Here is a 17,681-nt window from a genome sequence, read left to right as displayed (position 1 = left end):
GGCGGCGTGGTCCTGCGTCGAGAAGATGTTGCAGGTGGCCCAGCGCACATCGGCGCCGAGCGCGGTCAGCGTTTCGATCAGCACCGCGGTCTGGATCGTCATGTGCAGCGAACCGGTGATGCGCGCGCCCTTCAGGGGCTTCGACGCGCCGAATTCCTCGCGCAGCGCCATCAGCCCGGGCATTTCGGTTTCGGCGATGCGGATTTCGGCGCGGCCGAATTCGGCCAGGCCGATATCGGCAATCACATAGTCGGCTTTGGAATCAAGTACGGTGGCCACGTCGGGAAGCTCCTGGTCAGGCAGTCAAATCGCGCGCGCGCCGGGCGTACGCAGAAAGGGCGGGATGCGCCGCATGCCTCCGCCCATATCCGCTGGCATCGCCAGAGGCAAATATAAAGATTTCTTTATATGGCGTGATCGATGCCCGCCCCATTGCCCGATCGGAGCAGCCACCCGCCACACCCGCACGCTTACCGCCGGCTGGCAAAATCCGCGCTGCACGCCTGCTGAACCGCGGCCTCGCCCACCAGCGCCTCGGCCGCATCGACCAGTGCGGCCGGCTCCACCGTCGTGCCCAGGTCCTGCGCCACCATGCGCAATTCGTGGCAACCCACGCCGCTGCCATTGCCGTAACGGTTGGCCATCATCACGCTGAGGTGATCCATCTCGGCACTCGCGCGCGCGGCGCCCATGTGGACTGCCAGGTCATCGAGCATCGCGTGGTTGGCCGCGCTCAACGTTCCGCGATTGTGATCGAGGAAGCGTTCGTAATCGGCCTGGAAATCATCTGCGCCGGTGCGGCAGCGCAGCGCGCTGACCATGAGCATCACATCCAGGTGCCGCAACTTGGCGGAGGGCAGCGATGCCGCAGAATAGCAGGCCGAAGCCTGCGCCGCTGGCGCTACCACCAGCAACACGCCGGCGCATATCGCCAGCAAAGCCGATTTCCTCATGTCCCCGAATTGCATGTCCCTTGTCTCCCGAGGACGGTCCGTCCCACGAAAGAGGATGCGCCACGGGCTTTTACCGAGTTTTAAACATGTCCAGTAAAGCGCCCGGCAACCATCTCGAACCGCGCATTTGGCACCTTTTGCGCGGTTGCACGCGCCGGGCATGGCCCTATATCCGCTCCCAGATACCAACCAGGACAAGGATCAGACCCATGACGATTTCCGTAGGCGATACGCTTCCCGACGTGAAACTGGTAAAAGCCACCGCCGCCGGCCCCGAAGCAGTACAAAGCTCGGATTACTTCAAGGGCCGCCGCGTTGCACTGTTTTCGGTGCCCGGCGCCTACACGCCGACTTGCTCGGCCAAGCACCTGCCCGGCTATGTCGACCATGCGGCCGACCTCAAGGCCAAAGGCATCGACGAAATCGCTTGCACCGCGGTCAACGACGCCTTCGTGATGGGCGCCTGGGGCAAGTCGGGCGGATCGGACGACGTGACCATGCTGGCCGACGGCAACGCTGATTTCGCCAAGGCGGTGGGCCTGACGATGGACGGTTCGGGCTTCGGCATGGGCACGCGCGGGCAGCGTTTCTCGATGGTCGTCAACGATGGCGTGGTCGAGCAGCTCAACGTCGAAGCGCCGGGCGACTTCAAGGTTTCGAGCGCAGAGCACATGCTCGAACAGCTCTGATCGGACAGTGAGGGCGGCGGCGATGATCGGCAGGATCATGGCGGTCGCCCTCGTTCCGCTCGGCCTGCTGGCGCCCATGGCGGCGCGCGCGGCACCCGAAGAAATCCAGGTCTACCTGGATGAGATCAACCGGCCCGGCGAAGTGGGGCTGGATGTTCACATCAACCATGTGCTTTCGGGTGACGGCACGCCTGATTATCCCGGCGCCGAATCGAGCCTGCATCGGCTGCGCATCACGCCTGAATTCTCGTTGGGCCTGACCAGCACGCTCGAACTCGGCGCTTATCTCCCGCTGGCGACGGTGGCGCGCGATGGCGTGGTGCGGGTCGATGGGTTCAAGTTCCGGCTGAAATACCTCGCGCCGCACAAGGACGCCGGGTTCTACTGGGGCGCCAACCTCGAACTGGGCAAAGTCAGCCGCCGGCTCGACATCAATCCCTACAACGGCGAATTGAAGCTGATCGGCGGATGGCGCAACGGCCGCTGGATCGTGGGCTTCAACGGCAACATCGACTTCGTTGTTTCCGGCCTGCAACACGACCCTATCACCTTCGAACTGACCAGCAAGCTCGGTTACAAGGTCACTCCCGGGCTGACGCTGGGCGTCGAAAGCTACAATGGCGCGGGTGCCTTGCGCGCGCTGGGGCACTTCGGTTCGAGCGAGCAGACCACCTTCGTCGCCATCGATACGCATCTGGGCCGCTTCGACATCAATGCCGGGCTTGGCAAGGGCTATGGCGCCAACGCCGATTCGACCGTCCTGAAGTTCACCATCGGAGTGCCGATCGGGCGCAAATAGCCGGCGTTATACCCTTTCGAGCGCGCGGAGCGGCGGTGGCGGAAGCGTGACCGCAATGCGGTCTCCGGGCGAGATCGACCCGCTGGCCTCGACCACCGCCATCACGCCGCATTTGCGCACGATTTCACCATCGGGCCGGCGGTCAACCACTTGCGCCAGCAACCCCGGCATGAACCGTTCGATCTGCGCGCAAGGATTGCGCAAGCCGGTGACCCGCAAGACCGCGTCGAGGCCGATCGCCAGCCGCGCATCGGTCGGCAAAGCCAGCACGTCGACTCCGCGCGTGGTCAGGTTCTCGCCCAGATCGCCGGGCTTCACCACGAAGCCCTTGGCCGCGAGTTCATCGAACAATTCGGCATGGATCAAGTGGACCTGCCGCAAATTGGGCTGCGAAGGATCGATCGCCACCCGCGACAAGTGCTGGACGGTTTCCCCGGCGTGGGCGTCGCCTGCAACACCCATCCCGGCGATCACGCCAATTGTCCTGGCCGGAAGCTTCGAAAAACCGTGCGCCGCGTCTTGCGAAACCGCCAAAACGTATGGTTCACTGGCCATCACCCGCGTGGAGCGGTTGGCAGCGTCGCCAGCCAGCGGATGATCCGTGCCTCCAGATCGATGCGGTGATCCGACCAGCCATGATCGGTGGCCGCGTGGCCCTCGGTCACGGCCTTGCCTCCGCCAGCGCGGATCGCCGCGACCAGTCGATCGGTGTGCCCGGCCAACCCGTCATCCGATGTCAGCGCCAGCAGCGGCACCTCCACCAGCTTGGGCGCAAGCGGCACCAGTTCGTTGGCGTCCGAATTGGCGATCAGTTCGTCGGCCATGATCGCGGGCGAGGTTTCGGCCAAAGTTTCGGCGTCCGCCGCAGCTTCCTTGACCAGCGCCGGGCGCGACAGCTTGCCGACCAGACCCATGTCGCCCGCCGAGATCATCACCAGCCCGGCAAGTCTGTGATCGCTCGCCCCAGTGCGCGCGGTGACCCAGCCGCCCATGCTGTGGCCCATCACCACGATCCGCGCCGGGTCCACACCCAGGAACTTCGCGTTGGCCGGATCGCGCAAGTACGCCAGCACCGCCGCCGTATCCTCAGGGTTCTGGGCAAAGCGGAACTTGCCCGGGCTACCCCACGATCCGCGGTAATTGAAGGTCACCGCCGCCCAGCCCGCGCGGCGCAGCGCCTGTGCCAGATCAAGGTTTTTCTCGTTGCCGGGCCAGCCGTGGCAGATCAGCGCAATCGGATGCGGCCCAGCGCCGGCGGGCAAATAGGCCACGCCGTTGATGGCCACCCCGCCCGATGGGACATGGATCGTCTCCATCCGCGCCGGGTGGGCCTTGTCGGCGGGCGGATCGGTGTAGATCGCGGTGGGCAAGTCTGCGGGAAGGTTCGCCGGAACGGGTGCTTCCGACAATTTGGCCAACGAAAAGCCCAGAATGGCAAGCAAGATCGACATCGGCAACGGTCCTTTCAGCGCAGTCAATAACCCATCAGGCCAAGCACTTCCTTGCGGCTGCTTTGATCATCGAGGAAGCAGCCCAGCAACCGGCTGGTGACCATGCCCACGCCCGGCGTGCGCACGCCGCGCCCGGTCATGCAGCCGTGCTGTGCCTCGATCACCACCGCCACGCCGTGCGGCTGGAGGTTGTCCCAGATGCACTGCGCAACTTCGGCGGTCAGCCGTTCCTGGATCTGCAAGCGCCGCGCATAGCCGTGGAGCACGCGCGCCAGCTTGGAAATGCCGACCACCCGGTTGCGCGGCAGATAGGCGATCGATGCCTTGCCGGTGATCGGCGCCATGTGGTGTTCGCAGTGGCTCTGGAACGGGATGTCCTTCAGCAGCACGACCTCGTCATACCCGCCCACTTCGCCGAATTGCCGGATCAGGTGCCGGGCCGGGTCTTCGCCATAGCCCTGGCAATATTCCTTCCACGCCCGCGCCACGCGCTTGGGGGTATCGACCAGCCCTTCGCGTTCGGGATCATCACCCGCCCAGCGGATCAGCGTGCGGATCGCGTCCTGGATTTCGTTCGGAACATGGGGCTTGGGCGTGCCCTGGACGTCATCGTCGTCGAAGGGTTCTGCGTGGTCAGCCATGGTGTCTGGTCATCCTGTTGTTCCCTGCTTTCTGGCCCGATTTCTCGCCCGGTCCTGCAATCGCCGCAGCAATCGCCCGCCGCGTCCTCTCCCCCCGAACAGCCCCTTCTTGTAGAAAGAGAGCATTTCTTCGGGCCTTTCCGGATCGAGCACTTCGTTGTTTGCCAACGCGCGCTCGGTCTCGGTCAATTCGCGCATCGGCAGCGGCACCAGGTGCTTGTATCCTACCCGCCCGCGATCCGCCGTGAGCGCAGCCATCATGGCCGCCATCGATCCATGCTTGTCGATCAACGCGGCAACTTCGCCCGCGTCAAGCCCGCAATGCTCTGCCAGCAGCGAATGCCGTAGCCGCGTTATCGAACGGACCACCGCCGCGCGCGCCTCTCCGCTCTCACGCAGCGCATTTATGAACACGTCGCATTCGCTGTCGAGCCCGAGCGAGCGGTTGTTGAAATTGGCCGATCCGATCCGCAGCACTTCATCGTCGACGATCAGCAGCTTGGAATGGACATAGATCGGCGTATCGCTGGCGTTGTGCGGGTTCCAGATCGAGAATTGCCCGGCATGGTCGGACGCCTTGACCGCCGAAACGAGCTGGATCCGTGCGGTATCCATCGCTTTTTGCTGGAGCCAGCCGTCCGAACTCAACGGGGTGACGATGAAGATCTCGGGCGGATCGGGTTCGGCCATCCGCTTGACCATCGCTTCGGCCACCACGCGCGAGGCGAAGTACTGGTTTTCGGCAAAGATGAAATTCCTGGCGCGCGCGATCTGCTCGACGAACAGCGCCTCGATCTCGCGGACCTCGGTTTCGTTGCCGTATTGCGAACGGGTGCGCGCGATCCCCACTTCGACATCGCGAAACTCGGCGTTGACGCGTTCGGGCCAGGCGCTGCCGTCCTGCGGCGCACACGGCGCCATCGGCGCGCCCCCGGCCGAGACCCACCGTGCCCGGCCCAGATCGCCGAGTGCGCGCGCCGCATCGCCTTCGAGCATCATCGTGGCATCGTGCCAGGGCTTGTAGAGCTTGCCGCCGGGCAGCTTGCGCCGTGCATCGGCCTCGAGGTGATCGCGCGTGTCCCAGCGGCCCGAGGTCATGTCGATGCCCCCGCATACCGCAAAGCAATCATCGATGATGACGATCTTCTGGTGATGGCTGCACCCCAGCGGATGCGCGCTATCCAGCTTGAAATCGATCTGCGGGTTCATCCACCAGCGCGCCAGATCGAGGATCATGCGCCCACGGAACACCGCCTTCAGCGCACCGAAGTTCCACTTGAGGATGCGGATTTCGAGGCCCGGATTGCGTTTGGCCAGCCAGATCATGAACGGGCCCAGCCGCGCGGGCGGCGTATCGCGCTTGAGCACGCGCCACAGCCGGCGCCCGCCGCCGATCGAAACACGCGTATCGAAATCCCACCCGATCAACAGGATACGCTGGCGCGCGCCGAGCATCGCTTCGCGGATCAGTTCGTAATACGGCCCGGCATCGACAACCGTATGCGCGCGACTGGCACGGGCGCGGACCCAGACCGAGGCGGATTCGGAGTGCAGATCGTCGGCCGATCCGTCGGCACGCCTGGCTTCGCCCGACTGGTCTTCCATGCTGCTCCCCAATGGATCACCCAACGATTGCGCTTCCGCAACACAACGACCGGAACCTGGCACCCGCCGCGCAATGCGACCTGCCAACCAGCCGGTCAAGCGGGCGGTCAAGCCGGCGGCCCCATGCAAGGTCGATCGGTTCTCGCACACTGGTGACCAAACTCGCGGTCAAAACCGGTTGTCGGCATTGTAGTTCCGCGCGCAAACCGGCTTTACAGCGCCGGTCCGACCGCGCATCGCCGCGGCCATGCCTGCGCGCCTGCCTGAACCGTCGCAACCGCGCGCCACCCGCCGGCTGGAGCACTTGCGCAAGCTGGCGCGGCGGGTGCCGTTTGCGATGAACCTGGGTCGCTGGCTGCACCGCTGGCTCGATCCCGATTTGCGCGCGATCGAACGGCTGAGGCGGCAGGCACCGGCCGGGCTGCTCCAGCCGTTTCCCGACACGTTCGACGATCGCTATCCCGAACTGTTCGCCGCGCTGGCCCATCGGCTGCGCGGAATCGAGCGCCCGCGCGTGCTGTCGTTCGGATGTTCGGACGGCGCCGAACTGCGCAGCTTGCGGCGCTATCTGCCCCATGCGGAACTGGTCGGCATCGATCTCAATCCGCGCGCGCTGGGCCGCGCACAGGCGCATCTTGCCGCGCATCCCGACGCGCTGATGCGTTATCACCTTGCCGGCGACACCCGCGACGAACCGCGCGAGAGCTTCGACGCAATCCTGGCGCTGGCGGTGCTGCGTCATGGCGAACTTGAGGCCGGACGCCCCGTCGATTGCGCCGATATCCTGCCGTTTGCGCAAGCGACGGCTGCCTTGGCCGATCTCGATGCGCGGCTCAAGCCGGGGGGTTGGCTGGCGGTGTGGCACGCGCACTACCGCGTGCGCGACGCGGCGGCCACGGCGGCCTATCCGGCGGAAACCTTGCCGTTCAGCCAGGCCGATCCGCTCGACTTGCTATATGGCAGCGACAATCTGAGGCTGGAAGGCGTGACGAGCGCCGAGGTACTGTTTCGCAAGCCGGCTTAATGCCGCGCGATCACCATTTCGTCAGGATGCGCAACGTTCAGGTCTTTGCGCAGCAGTTCTCCCACCAGATCGGGATCGGCGTTGGCGGGATCGAGCAGATCGACCCGGTTGCGCAATGCATCGCGCTGCGCTGTCAACTTCGCCACTTCGGCCTTGCGCTGCGACAGCATGTGCGCGTTTTCGGTAAGCGCCAGCAATCCACCCGGCCCGGCCAGCGCCAACGCGCCCAATGCCAGCAGCATAACCAGCGCGAACGACTGGGTAAGGCTTTCGCGTGGCAATTTGGGGCCAGCAGAGGCAGGATTTGCGCGGCGGTTCATGATTTCCCCAAGAATCACAAGATGAACGCACGTGCAAGCGGTAAAAGTAATGGAATCGTTTGCGGTGGACGAATGGTCCGGTGGCCTCCGTGAAACTCCCTATGCTGCCGCGGCGCCATGGTTAGCGAAATGCAACCGATAATCCCGCCATGCCCAAACCCCAGCGCGATCCGGACCAGACAACGCGCGGCCGCCGCCGTTATGGTCGACTGCGTTTGCGGCTGCGGGCCAGGCTGATCACGATTCACGGCACGGCCAGCGGCGTGCTGGCCGATCTGTCAGTGACGGGCGCCCGCGTGCTGTTGCATGAGCCGTTGCCGTCCGCGGGCGATGCGCTGCTGCAATGGGAAGGAAACGAAGCGTTCGGCATGATTGTCTGGGTCCATGGCTGCGAATGCGGAGTGCTGTTCGACGAACCTTTACCCGAAGCCTTGCTGCTGGGGATGCGCGACGTGGAATCCTGCCCCGACGAACGCGAACAAGCGCGCACGGCAGCGGCAGTGTTCGTCAGCGGCCGACCGGGCTTTGCCCCCGAGCCACGGATGCGCGCACTTTTCGGCAAGCGCTGACCTTTGGCTAGTCGGCCGTCAGCACCATCTTCAGCGCCCCGTTCGCGCGTTCGTCGAACAGCCGATACGCTTCGGCGCCTTGCGACAGCGGCAGGCGGTGCGAGATATAGCGTTCGGGGGTCATTCGGCCCGATTGCACCAACGGAAACAGCGTCGGCAGTTCCTCGTGCACAGAACAGGTGCCGATGCGGAAGGTCAGCCCGGCGGCAAAGGCGCGTTCGAGCGGAAACGCATAGCGCCGCGATTGCTGCACCCCGATCACCGAGACCGTGCCCCGCCGGCGCACCAGCCGCAGCGCAAGGTCGACCGTGGCATCGCCGCCGACCACTTCAACCACGCAATCTAGCTTGCGCCCGCCGGTGGCGTCGCGGATCGTTTCGAGCGCTTCGTCGGGATGCAGCGTGATGGCGCCGGCATCCACCGCCAGCGCGCGGCGTGCGGCGATCGGGTCGATCGCGTAGACCACGGTCGCGCCCATCACGAACGCGCTTTGCACCGCCATCAGGCCGATCGGACCGAGGCCGATCACGCCCACACTGGCGCCGGGGCGGATATCGGCTTGCCGCGCCCCGAACCAGGCGGTGGCCAGCGCGTCGGTCATCATCAGGGCCTGATCGCCGCTGATGCCTTCTGGAATCGGCACCGCGTTCATGTCGGCGGCGGGCACACGGAACCATTCGGACTGGTTGCCCTGCAAGTGCGCCGAGAGCCCGTAGCACGCGCCCAGACCGAATTTGCAGCCGAGCACGTTGCCGCCCAGGCATGAAATGCAGTCCCCGCAGCCGACCGAGGCGGGCATCATGACCCTGTCGCCCACGCGCACCCGGCTGACCCCGCGGCCGATCTCGACCACCTCGCCGATGGCTTCGTGGCCCACGCAAAAGCCCAGGTCGTCCGAAAAGCCTTGGCCGTGGTAAATGTGAAGGTCGCTGCCACAGATCGAACAGGCGTGCATTTTCACGATGGCATCGCGATCGGTAAGCAGCACCGGATCATCCATCGCTTCGTGCCGGATGTCGCGTGGCCCGTGATAACGCAGCGCCTTCATCGGTTACCCTTCCGTGCTTGCTGTTCCCTTGCGAACCTGCATGGCGGATGTGGGCGAGGCTGTCCAAGAAACAGCGCGAGCGCCCAAAACAAGAAGGGCGGGAACCCGTCGGTTCCCGCCCCCCCGACCGTCACCGGGGCCGTCGGTGCGCGGTGTGTACCTTTCCGGTCGCGGGGCTAGCGGCAGGCACGACTGCGCCGATAAATCGGCCAGATCGCGCTTGCCGGCTGCCAAAACACCCCGCGAAGGGTCATCCGGTCCGGTTGAAGGCTGGGCATGAGGAACAAGCCTTCGCCTTCAGTCCATTTGGAATAGCGGTGATTGGCCGGGCGATCATGACGACATTCTGGAAAGATTCTGGATTCACGATGGTCGAGGGAATAAAGCCGCGCGTGTTGTTCAGGGGGTGCCAAGATGAAAGCGATGGATATGGGGAACAGGGTGAGCCTTGCCGGCGCACTGATGGCGCTGGCATTGGCAACTCCGGCATTGGCAACGCCGGCATCGGCGCAGGACGCAAAGATCGACAAGAACATCGATATGGCGGGCGCCGAGGCACGCGCTGCGGCAACCGTTGCGAAAATGTCGCCCGAGGAAAAGGCCGCGATCACGCATGGCATCATGGCGCTGCCGTTCGGACCGGGCGTGACACTGCCCGCCGGTGCGATCATCGGCGCTGGCTACGTTCCCGGCGTGCCCCGGCTCGATATACCGGCGTTGACCGAAACCGACGCCAGCCTGGGCGTGGCTTACGTGGGCGGCTTGCGGCACGACGGGGCTACGGGCTTGCCTTCGGGCCTTGCGCAAGCGGCAACGTGGAACCCCGATGTCCTGCGCGCCGGCGGCGCGATGATCGGTTCGGAAGCGCGCGCGAAAGGCTTCAACGTGCTGCTTGCGGGCGGCGCCAACTTGATGCGCGATCCACGCAACGGCCGCACGTTCGAATACCTGTCCGAAGATCCGCTGCTGACCGGCACGCTTGTGGGCGCGGCGATCAACGGCATCCAGTCGAACCACATCATCTCGACAATCAAGCACTTTGCGCTCAACGGCCAGGAAACCGCGCGCAAGGAAGTCGACAGCCGGATCAGCGAGGCCGCCGCGCGCGAAAGCGACTTGCTGGCGTTTCAGATCGGCATCGAGAAAGGCCAGCCCGGATCGGTGATGTGCGCCTACAACCTGGTCAACGGCGATCACGCCTGCGACAGCGACTGGCTGCTCAACACCGTGCTCAAGAAGGACTGGGGCTGGAAGGGCTTCGTGATGTCGGACTGGGGCGCGGTGCCGGGCTTGCAGACCGCGCTTCACGGGCTCGACCAGCAATCGGGCGCGCAGCTTGACCGCAAGGTCTATTTCGACAAGCCGCTGCTCGAAGCCGCCGCCAAAGACAAGACTTACGCCGCGCGGCTCGACGATATGGCCAGGCGCGTGCTGACCGCGATCTACGCCAGTGGCATCGACGTCAACCCGGTTAAGCCCGGCGGCACGATCGACTTCAAGGCCAACAGCGAAGTCGCGCTTGAAACCGCCAGGCAGGGCATCGTCCTGCTGCGCAACCGTGGCAACGCGCTGCCGCTGGCGAAAACGGCGAAGTCGATCGTGGTCATCGGCGGTGGCGCCAACACCGGTGTGCTGTCGGGCGGCGGATCGAGCCAGGTGCAGAGCGAAGGCGGCCCATCGGGCATGGTCTCGCTTGGCGGTGACAGTCCGTTTGCTGCGCTGATGGCGGAAAATTACCAGCGCTCGGTCCCGCTCAAGGAAATCAAGTCGATGGCGCCCGGCGCCAAAGTGGCTTTCCGCGATGGCTTCACCGTGTCGGAGGCCGCCGAACAGGCGCGGCGCGCCGACGTGGCTATCGTGTTCGCGACCAAGTGGTCGACCGAAGGCATCGATCAGGCAGACTTGTCGCTGCCCCGCGGCCAGGACGCACTGATCGAGGCGGTCGCGGCGGCCAATCCCAACACCATCGTGGTGCTCGAAACCGGCAATCCGGTGGCAATGCCGTGGCTCGACAAGACCGCAGCGGTGATCGAGGCCTGGTATCCCGGCACGCGCGGCGCTGATGCGATCACCGGCGTGCTGTTCGGCGAAACCAATCCGTCGGGCCGCCTTCCCGTGACATTCCCTGCCAGCGAAAACCAGTTGCCGCGCAAGAAAATCGATGGCTTCGCCGAGTACGAAGCCAACTTCATCGGCGAAGTCCCCGAAGCACGCGGCAAGCTCAAGGCCGATTACGACATCGAAGGTTCCGACGTCGGCTACCGCTGGTTCGCACGCAAGGGTGCAACGGCGCTGTTCCCGTTCGGCTTCGGCCTGTCGTACACCAGCTACGCCAGTTCGGGGCTGAGAGTGAATGGCCTGAAGGCCAGCTTCACCGTGGCCAATACCGGCCAGCGCCTGGGCGCCGAAGTCGCCCAGCTCTATCTCGTTTCGCGGGCCGGCAAGCCAATCCGGCGGCTCGTCGGGTTCCAGCGAGTGCCGCTGGCGGCAGGGGCGAAGCAGGCAGTGAACCTGGCGATCGACCCGCGCTTGCTGGCCGATTGGTCGGACAAGGGCTGGACGATGCCGGCGGGCACTTACGGCTTCGCACTGGGCACCGATGCAGAACATGTCGGGCCGGCGGTCACGGTCAGGTTTGCGGCCAGGCACTGGAAAGGGTGAGCAGCGCAACGACCGGCAGGGGCTGACGCTGCCGGAGAAATTTCATTGGCCAATTCGCCCGTCGATCCGATACTGCTAAGGGAACGGAAGTGGCCGTCGCAGCGTTGCGTTGCCGTCCATCCGGTTTCAAGGTCCGCTGCGATGGCCATGCAAGACGCTTGCACGGCGTCTTCCCGGTAGCGGCTCGACAAGGCAGTTTCGATGCGCGGCGCGATCAAGGTCCTGCAATTCCTGAACGAAGCGGACCGGCGCGACGAACGGACGGCTCTGGTTGCGATTGCGCGGGTGGTCGGCAGTTCGTCGCGCGATCCCGGTACGTTGATGGCAGTGAGCGAAAGCGGCGCCTGGTGCGGTTCGCTGTCGGGCGGGTGCGTCGAAGCGGCGGTGGTCGGCGAAGCGCAGCGGGTGCTGAAAGTGGGGCGAGCCGAATTGCTGCGGCTTGGAGCAGGCTCGCCGTTGATCGACATCCGGTTGCCTTGCGGCGGCGGGCTGGACTTGCTGATCGTGCCCGATCCGGATGCAGATGCCGTCGCGAGCGCGCTGGATCTGCTCGACCAGCGCCGCACGATCGGGATCGTGACCGGGCTTGACGGAACCTTCCTGGCATCGCCCACAGCACCCGCTCGGCGCGCCGGATGGGACGGACATGTCCTGACCCTCCGGATCGATCCGGTCCTGAGGGTTGTGGCGATCGGGCAGGGCGAAGAAGTCGTCGCGCTGTCACGCCAGGCGCTGGCCTACGGGGCGGACGTCACCGCATTGACGCCCGATTCCGCCGCGTTAGACCTTCTCACCAGGATCGGCGCGAAAGCGCACCACCTGCTGACACCCGCCCCCTCCCCGCTGCTCGAGACCGACGCGACGACGGCGGTGGTGTTCCTCTTCCACGATCACGATTGGGAACAGGCGCTGCTGCGCCAAGCGCTCGACCAGCCCGCACTGCTGATCGGGGCGATGGGCAGCCGGCGCACGCAGGCGCTACGGCTCGAAGCCTTGCACGGCGCCGGCGTTGCCGATGCGCAACGCGCGCGGATCGAAGGGCCGATCGGGCTCATCCAGATGACGCGCGATCCCAACACGCTCGCGCTTTCGGTGCTGGCGCAAATAGCAGCCGCCTATCAGGCCCATTGTGACAGGTTGTGCACCACCGCCGGGAACTGCACCTTCGATCATGCGCTTGGCACTCTGCACGCGATCTGATTCCAACACGCCCCAACACAGCAAGGTGAAGTCCCCCATGGCAGGAACCGATTTCCTGGAAATGTCGCGCCGCGGTCTGATGACCAGCGGCGCCGTGGCCTCGGCCGTCGCCGTGGTTCCGCTGGCGACGCCCACCCCCGCGCAAGCCGCGACTGATCGGCTCACGCCATCGACGATGCCGGTCAGCTTCACCGTCAACGGCAAGCCCGAACGGCTGGTGGTCGATACCCGCACCACGCTGCTCGATGCGTTGCGCGAAAACCTGCACCTGACCGGCACCAAGAAGGGCTGCGATCACGGCCAGTGCGGCGCCTGCACGGTGATCGTCGACGGGCAGCGGATCAATTCGTGCCTCAGTCTGGCGGTCATGCACGAAGGCGGCAGCGTGACCACGATCGAAGGGCTCGGTACGCCCGACAAGCTGCACCCGATGCAGGCCGCCTTCGTCAGGCACGATGGCTTTCAATGCGGCTATTGCACGCCCGGGCAGATCTGTTCTGCGGTGGCGATGCTGGGCGAACTCAAGGCCGGCGTACCGAGCCATGTCACTACCGACCTCGCCAGCCCGAAGCATTCCGAAGCCGAACTGCGCGAACGGATGAGCGGAAACATCTGTCGCTGCGCCGCCTACCCCAACATCATCGCCGCGATCGAGGATGTCGCGGGCATCGGCCAGAAGTCAGGAAATAAGGCATGAAGCCCTTCACTTACGAGCGCGCCAAAAGCCCGGCCGATGCGGTCGTCGCGCTGGCGCGAAATCCGGGCGCCAAGCTGATCGCCGGGGGCACCAACCTGCTCGACCACATGAAGCTGGAAATCGTAACCCCGCAGCACCTGATCGACGTCAACGGCACCGGGCTCGACACAATCGAGAACACGCCCGACGGTGGCTTGCGGATCGGCGCGATGGTGCGCAACACCGCGCTCGCTGCGCACCCGCGCGTGAAGAAGGACTACGCAGTCCTGTCGCGCGCAATCGTGGCGGGTGCATCGGGCCAGTTGCGCAACAAGGCGACCACCGCCGGCAACCTAATGCAGCGCACCCGCTGCCCCTATTTCTACGATACCAACATGCCGTGCAACAAGCGCGATCCCGGCTCCGGCTGTTCGGCGCAAGGCGGGTTCAGTCGCAACCACGCGGCGGTCGGCGGCGGTGCCAACTGCATCTGCTTCTTCCCGAGCGACATGTCGAACGCGATGAACGTGCTCGACGCCACGGTCGAGGTGATGAAACCCGATGGCACCATGCGCACCATCCCCATCGCCGATTTCCACCTGCTTCCGGGTGACGAACTGCCGGTCAAGGAATTCGCGCTGGCGCCGGGCGAAATGATCACCGCGGTCACCCTGCCCAAGCCGCCCGGCGGCAAGCACTTCTACCGCAAAGTGCGCAACCGCGCGTCCTATGCCTTTGCACTTGTTTCGGTGGCAGCGGTCATCCAGCCTGACGGCACGGGCAATATCACGCTCGGCGGGGTCGGCACCAAGCCGTGGCGCAGCGCTGCGGGCGATGCGGCTGTTCCAAAGGGCGCCAAGGCCGTCGCCGCAGCGCTGTTCGCCAACCCGACCGCGACCGACCAGAACCAGTACAAGCTCAAGCTCGCGGAGCGCACGATAGCTGCCGTTCTCGCCGCTGCGAAAGGCTGACGCCCATGAAGTTCGACACCCCCGCCGGCACCAATCCGATCGACCAGGGCAAGGTAATCGGCAAGCCCACGCACCGCATCGAGGGCCCGCTCAAGACCACCGGCAAGGCGACTTACGCGGCCGAATGGCACGCCGATGTGCCCAATGCCGCGCATGGCAACATCGTCGGCGCGGCGATTGCCAAAGGCCGGATCAAGTCGATGGACTTGTCGGCGGCCAAGGCGGCAGCGGGGGTGATCACGATCGTTACTGCCGACAGCGCCGGCGCGCTCGACAAGGCCGGGCGCAACACCGCCAAGCTGCTCGGCGGGCCAGAAATCCAGCATTACCACCAGGCGGTGGCACTGGTGGTGGCTCAGACTTTCGAACAGGCAGTCGCCGCATCGCACCTCGTACGCATCGACTACGACCGCGCCGATGACGGAAAATTCGTCCTGGCCGATGCGCGCGATGCCGCCAAGCCCGTCCAGGGCCGCGCCGCCGATCAGTTGCTCGGCGATTTCGAAGGCGCCTTCGCCGCGGCCCCGGTCAAGGTCGACGCAACTTACACCACCGCCGATCACGCCCACGCGATGATGGAGCCTTACGCCACGATCGCCTCGTGGGAGGGCGACAAGCTCACCTTGCGCACATCGAACCAGATGATCGACTGGTGCCGCATGGACGTGGCCAGGACGCTCAAGATCCCCAAGGCCAATGTGCGCGTGCTTTCGCCTTATGTGGGCGGCGGGTTCGGCGGCAAGCTGTGGCTGCGCACCGATGCAGTGCTTGCCGCGCTCGGCGCCAGGCAAGCCGGGCGTCCGGTCAAGGTGGTGATGCAGCGCGAACTGATGTTCAACAATTCGGTCCACCGCCACGCCACGATCCAGAAGCTGCGGATCGGGGCGGGCAAGGACGGCAGGATCACCGCGCTCGATCACGAAGGCTGGTCGGGCAACTTGCCCGGCGGCGGCAGCGAGAATGCTGTCAACGCCTCGCGCTCGATGTATGCCGGTGCCAACCGCATGATGCGCAACCGACTGGCCCTGCTCGATCTGCCCGAGGGCAACGCGATGCGCGCACCGGGCGAAGCGGTCGGCTCGATCGCACTCGAAGTGGCGATGGATGAACTGGCCGAAAAGCTCGGCATGGACCCGGTTGCGTTCCGCGTGCTCAACGACAGCCAGGTCGATCCGGCGCATCCCGAAAAGTCGTTCTCGCTGCGCAAGATGATCGAATGCCTGCAAGTCGGCGCCAAGGCGTTCGGCTGGAACAAGCGCTCGGCCAAGCCCGGCACGCGACGCGATGGCCAGTGGCTGATCGGCATGGGCGTGGCGGCAGCACTGCGCGACAGCCCGGCGATGACTTCGGGTGCCAGGGTCCGCCTTTCAGCCGACGGTCGCGTGACGGTCGAGACCGACATGACCGACATCGGCACCGGCAGCTATACCATCATCGCGCAGACCGCGGCCGAAATGCTGGGCGTTGGGCTCGACAAGGTGAGTGTGAAGCTGGGCGATTCGGACTTCCCGGTATCGTCGGGATCGGGCGGGCAGTGGGGCGCCAACAGCTCGACATCGGGCGTCTATGCCGCGTGCGTAAAGCTGCGCGAAGCGGTGGCGGCCAAGCTGGGCATCGATCCGGCAACGGCGACTTTCGCGGGCGGCAAGGTCAGCGGCGGCGGCAAAAACGCCACCTTGACGCAAGCGGCGGCGGACGGCGAGGTGCTGGGCGAGGATACGATCAAATTCGGCGGCATCCGCGACCAGACGCACCAGAGCGCGTTCGGCGCACACTTCGTCGAAGTGGGCGTGGACAGCTTCACCGGCGAGATCAGGCTGCGGCGCATGCTGGCGGTCTGTTCGGCCGGGCGCATTCTCAACCCCACTTCGGCGCGCAGCCAGGTGATCGGCGCGATGACGATGGGCGCCGGCGCGGTGCTGAGCGAGGAACTGGTGGTCGATCCGCGTTTCGGCCATTTCGTGAACCACGATCTGGCGCAGTACGAAGTGCTGGTCCACGCCGACGTGCCGCACCAGGAGGTGATCTTCCTGCCCGATCTCGATCCCGCCAGCTCGCCGATGAAGGCGCACGGCGTGGGCGAACTGGGCATTTGCGGCGTGGGTGGAGCGGTGGCGAACGCGGTCTACAACGCCACTGGAGTGCGACTGCGCGAGTTCCCGATGACGGTGGACAAGGTATTGGCCGGGCTGCCCGAACTGGCTTGATCCAATCGTTCGGGGCTTGCGATTCCCGGCAGGCCCGGTCATGGCGAAGGCAACTTCCGCGACAAGGGACAGCGCTTCGCCATGACCATCACCGTCACCACCCGCAGCCAGGGCCACGTCGGCGAAATCCTGTTTTCGGCGCCGCCATACAACTTCGCCAGCCCCGAATTGCTGCGCCGGATCGCCGATGCGCTCGACGCGTTCGATGCCGATCCGGCGGTGCGCTGCTCGGTGCTGACGTCGGCGGGCAAGACCTTCTGCGGCGGTGCGAACCTGGCGGGTGACGACGATCTTGCGGGCGAAGCCGGCATGGATTCGGTGGCGCAGCTTTACGTGCAGGCCATGCGCCTGTTCCGCCGCAAGAAGCCGATGGTCGCTGCAATCCAGGGTGCCGCCGTGGGTGCCGGTCTGGGCCTTGCGCTTTCGGCAGACTTCCGCGTAGCCGGCCCCGGCGCGCGGTTTGCCGCCAACTTTTCGCGGCTGGGCTTCCACCCCGGTTTCGCGCTGACCCGCACGATCCCGCACGTCATCGGCCAGCAGCGCGCGGCGTGGATGATGCTGTCGTCCGAGCGCGTCAAGCCCGAAACCGCGCACGACTGGGGCCTGTGTGACCGGCTGGCAGCGGAGGGCGAAACGCTGGCGGAAGCACACCGCATGGCCGCTGAACTGGCCGAAAACGCGCCGCTGGCGGTGATCGCGATCCGCGCCACGCTGATCGGCAAGCTGGTGGACGACCTCGAAGCCGCGCTGGCGCACGAGCACAAGGAACAGACCACCCTCAAGGCCACCGCCGATTACGAGGAAGGCGTCGCCTCGGTGTTCGAACGGCGCGCCGCGAACTTCATCAGCGCCTGACGCGCAAGGTCG

General features: G+C 65.5%; 18 protein-coding genes. 10 read left to right on the top strand and 8 right to left on the bottom strand.

Annotation, left to right across the window (positions count from 1 at the left end):
• On the bottom strand, window positions 1–279 hold a 279-nt coding region (locus Q0R16_RS03420), incomplete at its 3' end, for an adenosylhomocysteinase (RefSeq protein ID WP_295631935.1).
• Between the two features lie 191 nt (window positions 280–470).
• Window positions 471–917: a hypothetical protein gene (locus tag Q0R16_RS03415; RefSeq protein ID WP_295631932.1), complete on the bottom strand. Its 447-nt coding sequence runs from the start codon at window positions 915–917 to the stop codon at window positions 471–473.
• 245 nt (window positions 918–1,162) lie between these two features.
• On the opposite strand from Q0R16_RS03415, the gene Q0R16_RS03410 reads away from it, so the two are divergent.
• Both Q0R16_RS03410 and Q0R16_RS03405 read left to right on the top strand, forming a co-directional pair.
• A complete protein-coding gene (locus Q0R16_RS03410) occupies window positions 1,163–1,642 on the top strand; it encodes a peroxiredoxin (RefSeq protein WP_295631929.1) in 480 nt (159 codons plus the stop codon).
• Between the two features lie 22 nt (window positions 1,643–1,664).
• On the top strand, window positions 1,665–2,441 hold the full coding sequence (locus tag Q0R16_RS03405) for a hypothetical protein (protein ID WP_295631926.1): 777 nt from the start codon (window positions 1,665–1,667) through the stop codon (window positions 2,439–2,441).
• 6 nt (window positions 2,442–2,447) lie between these two features.
• Here Q0R16_RS03405 and Q0R16_RS03400 read toward each other — a convergent pair whose 3' ends face one another.
• Genes Q0R16_RS03400 through Q0R16_RS03385 form a run of 4 tightly spaced genes read right to left on the bottom strand, consistent with a single transcriptional unit; the run spans window position 2,448 to window position 6,162 of the window.
• Window positions 2,448–2,996: an MOSC domain-containing protein gene (locus Q0R16_RS03400; RefSeq protein WP_295631923.1), complete on the bottom strand. Its 549-nt coding sequence runs from the start codon at window positions 2,994–2,996 to the stop codon at window positions 2,448–2,450.
• Window positions 2,996–3,892, bottom strand: a complete 897-nt coding sequence (locus tag Q0R16_RS03395; RefSeq protein WP_295631920.1) for an alpha/beta fold hydrolase — start codon at window positions 3,890–3,892, stop codon at window positions 2,996–2,998. Before Q0R16_RS03395 ends, Q0R16_RS03400 begins: the two co-directional genes overlap by 1 nt.
• Window positions 3,893–3,915: 23 nt before the next feature.
• Entirely contained in the window at window positions 3,916–4,533 is a 618-nt protein-coding gene (gene folE / locus Q0R16_RS03390; protein WP_295631917.1) for a GTP cyclohydrolase I FolE, read from the bottom strand.
• Between the two features lie 9 nt (window positions 4,534–4,542).
• Entirely contained in the window at window positions 4,543–6,162 is a 1,620-nt protein-coding gene (locus Q0R16_RS03385) for a phospholipase D-like domain-containing protein (protein ID WP_366857051.1), read from the bottom strand.
• Window positions 6,163–6,385: 223 nt separating this feature from the next.
• Here Q0R16_RS03385 and Q0R16_RS03380 point away from each other — a divergent pair, with 223 nt between their 5' ends.
• Complete coding sequence (locus tag Q0R16_RS03380; protein ID WP_295631914.1) at window positions 6,386–7,162, top strand: class I SAM-dependent methyltransferase; 777 nt, start codon at window positions 6,386–6,388, stop codon at window positions 7,160–7,162.
• Here Q0R16_RS03380 and Q0R16_RS03375 read toward each other — a convergent pair.
• A complete protein-coding gene (locus Q0R16_RS03375; protein ID WP_295631911.1) occupies window positions 7,159–7,482 on the bottom strand; it encodes a septum formation initiator family protein in 324 nt (107 codons plus the stop codon). The two genes, Q0R16_RS03380 and Q0R16_RS03375, sit on opposite strands and share 4 nt — an antisense overlap.
• 149 nt (window positions 7,483–7,631) lie before the next feature.
• Here Q0R16_RS03375 and Q0R16_RS03370 point away from each other — a divergent pair, with 149 nt between their 5' ends.
• Window positions 7,632–8,051 carry a PilZ domain-containing protein gene (locus tag Q0R16_RS03370; protein ID WP_295631908.1) on the top strand — a complete coding sequence of 140 codons (420 nt, stop codon included), beginning with the start codon at window positions 7,632–7,634 and terminating at the stop codon, window positions 8,049–8,051.
• A 7-nt stretch (window positions 8,052–8,058) separates the two neighbouring features.
• On the opposite strand, the gene Q0R16_RS03365 is transcribed toward Q0R16_RS03370, so the two are convergent.
• On the bottom strand, window positions 8,059–9,099 hold the full coding sequence (locus Q0R16_RS03365; RefSeq protein ID WP_295631906.1) for an alcohol dehydrogenase family protein: 1,041 nt from the start codon (window positions 9,097–9,099) through the stop codon (window positions 8,059–8,061).
• Between the two features lie 414 nt (window positions 9,100–9,513).
• Here Q0R16_RS03365 and Q0R16_RS03360 point away from each other — a divergent pair, with 414 nt between their 5' ends.
• The 6 genes from Q0R16_RS03360 to Q0R16_RS03335 all read left to right on the top strand — a co-directional run bounded on the left by Q0R16_RS03360 (window position 9,514) and on the right by Q0R16_RS03335 (window position 17,669).
• Complete coding sequence (locus tag Q0R16_RS03360) at window positions 9,514–11,760, top strand: glycoside hydrolase family 3 C-terminal domain-containing protein (RefSeq protein ID WP_366857050.1); 2,247 nt, start codon at window positions 9,514–9,516, stop codon at window positions 11,758–11,760.
• Window positions 11,761–11,961: 201 nt separating this feature from the next.
• Window positions 11,962–12,960 (top strand): XdhC family protein, encoded by a 999-nt coding sequence (locus tag Q0R16_RS03355; protein ID WP_295631903.1) that lies wholly within the window; start codon window positions 11,962–11,964, stop codon window positions 12,958–12,960.
• A gap of 37 nt (window positions 12,961–12,997) precedes the next feature.
• Window positions 12,998–13,657 carry an aldehyde dehydrogenase iron-sulfur subunit PaoA gene (gene paoA / locus Q0R16_RS03350; protein ID WP_295631900.1) on the top strand — a complete coding sequence of 220 codons (660 nt, stop codon included), beginning with the start codon at window positions 12,998–13,000 and terminating at the stop codon, window positions 13,655–13,657.
• A complete protein-coding gene (locus Q0R16_RS03345; protein WP_295631897.1) occupies window positions 13,654–14,607 on the top strand; it encodes a xanthine dehydrogenase family protein subunit M in 954 nt (317 codons plus the stop codon). Before paoA ends, Q0R16_RS03345 begins: the two co-directional genes overlap by 4 nt.
• Window positions 14,608–14,612: 5 nt before the next feature.
• Window positions 14,613–16,814, top strand: coding sequence for an aldehyde oxidoreductase molybdenum-binding subunit PaoC (gene paoC, locus Q0R16_RS03340; protein WP_295631894.1), 2,202 nt, complete (start codon window positions 14,613–14,615; stop codon window positions 16,812–16,814).
• Between the two features lie 81 nt (window positions 16,815–16,895).
• Window positions 16,896–17,669: an enoyl-CoA hydratase/isomerase family protein gene (locus Q0R16_RS03335; RefSeq protein WP_295631891.1), complete on the top strand. Its 774-nt coding sequence runs from the start codon at window positions 16,896–16,898 to the stop codon at window positions 17,667–17,669.
• The last annotated feature ends 12 nt before the right edge of the window (window positions 17,670–17,681 follow it).

The sequence above is a fragment of the Novosphingobium sp. genome (assembly GCF_025351285.1).
Lineage (GTDB): Bacteria > Pseudomonadota > Alphaproteobacteria > Sphingomonadales > Sphingomonadaceae > Novosphingobium.
Note: the sequence above shows the minus strand (reverse complement) of the source record. Positions and strands in the feature narration are given on the sequence as shown.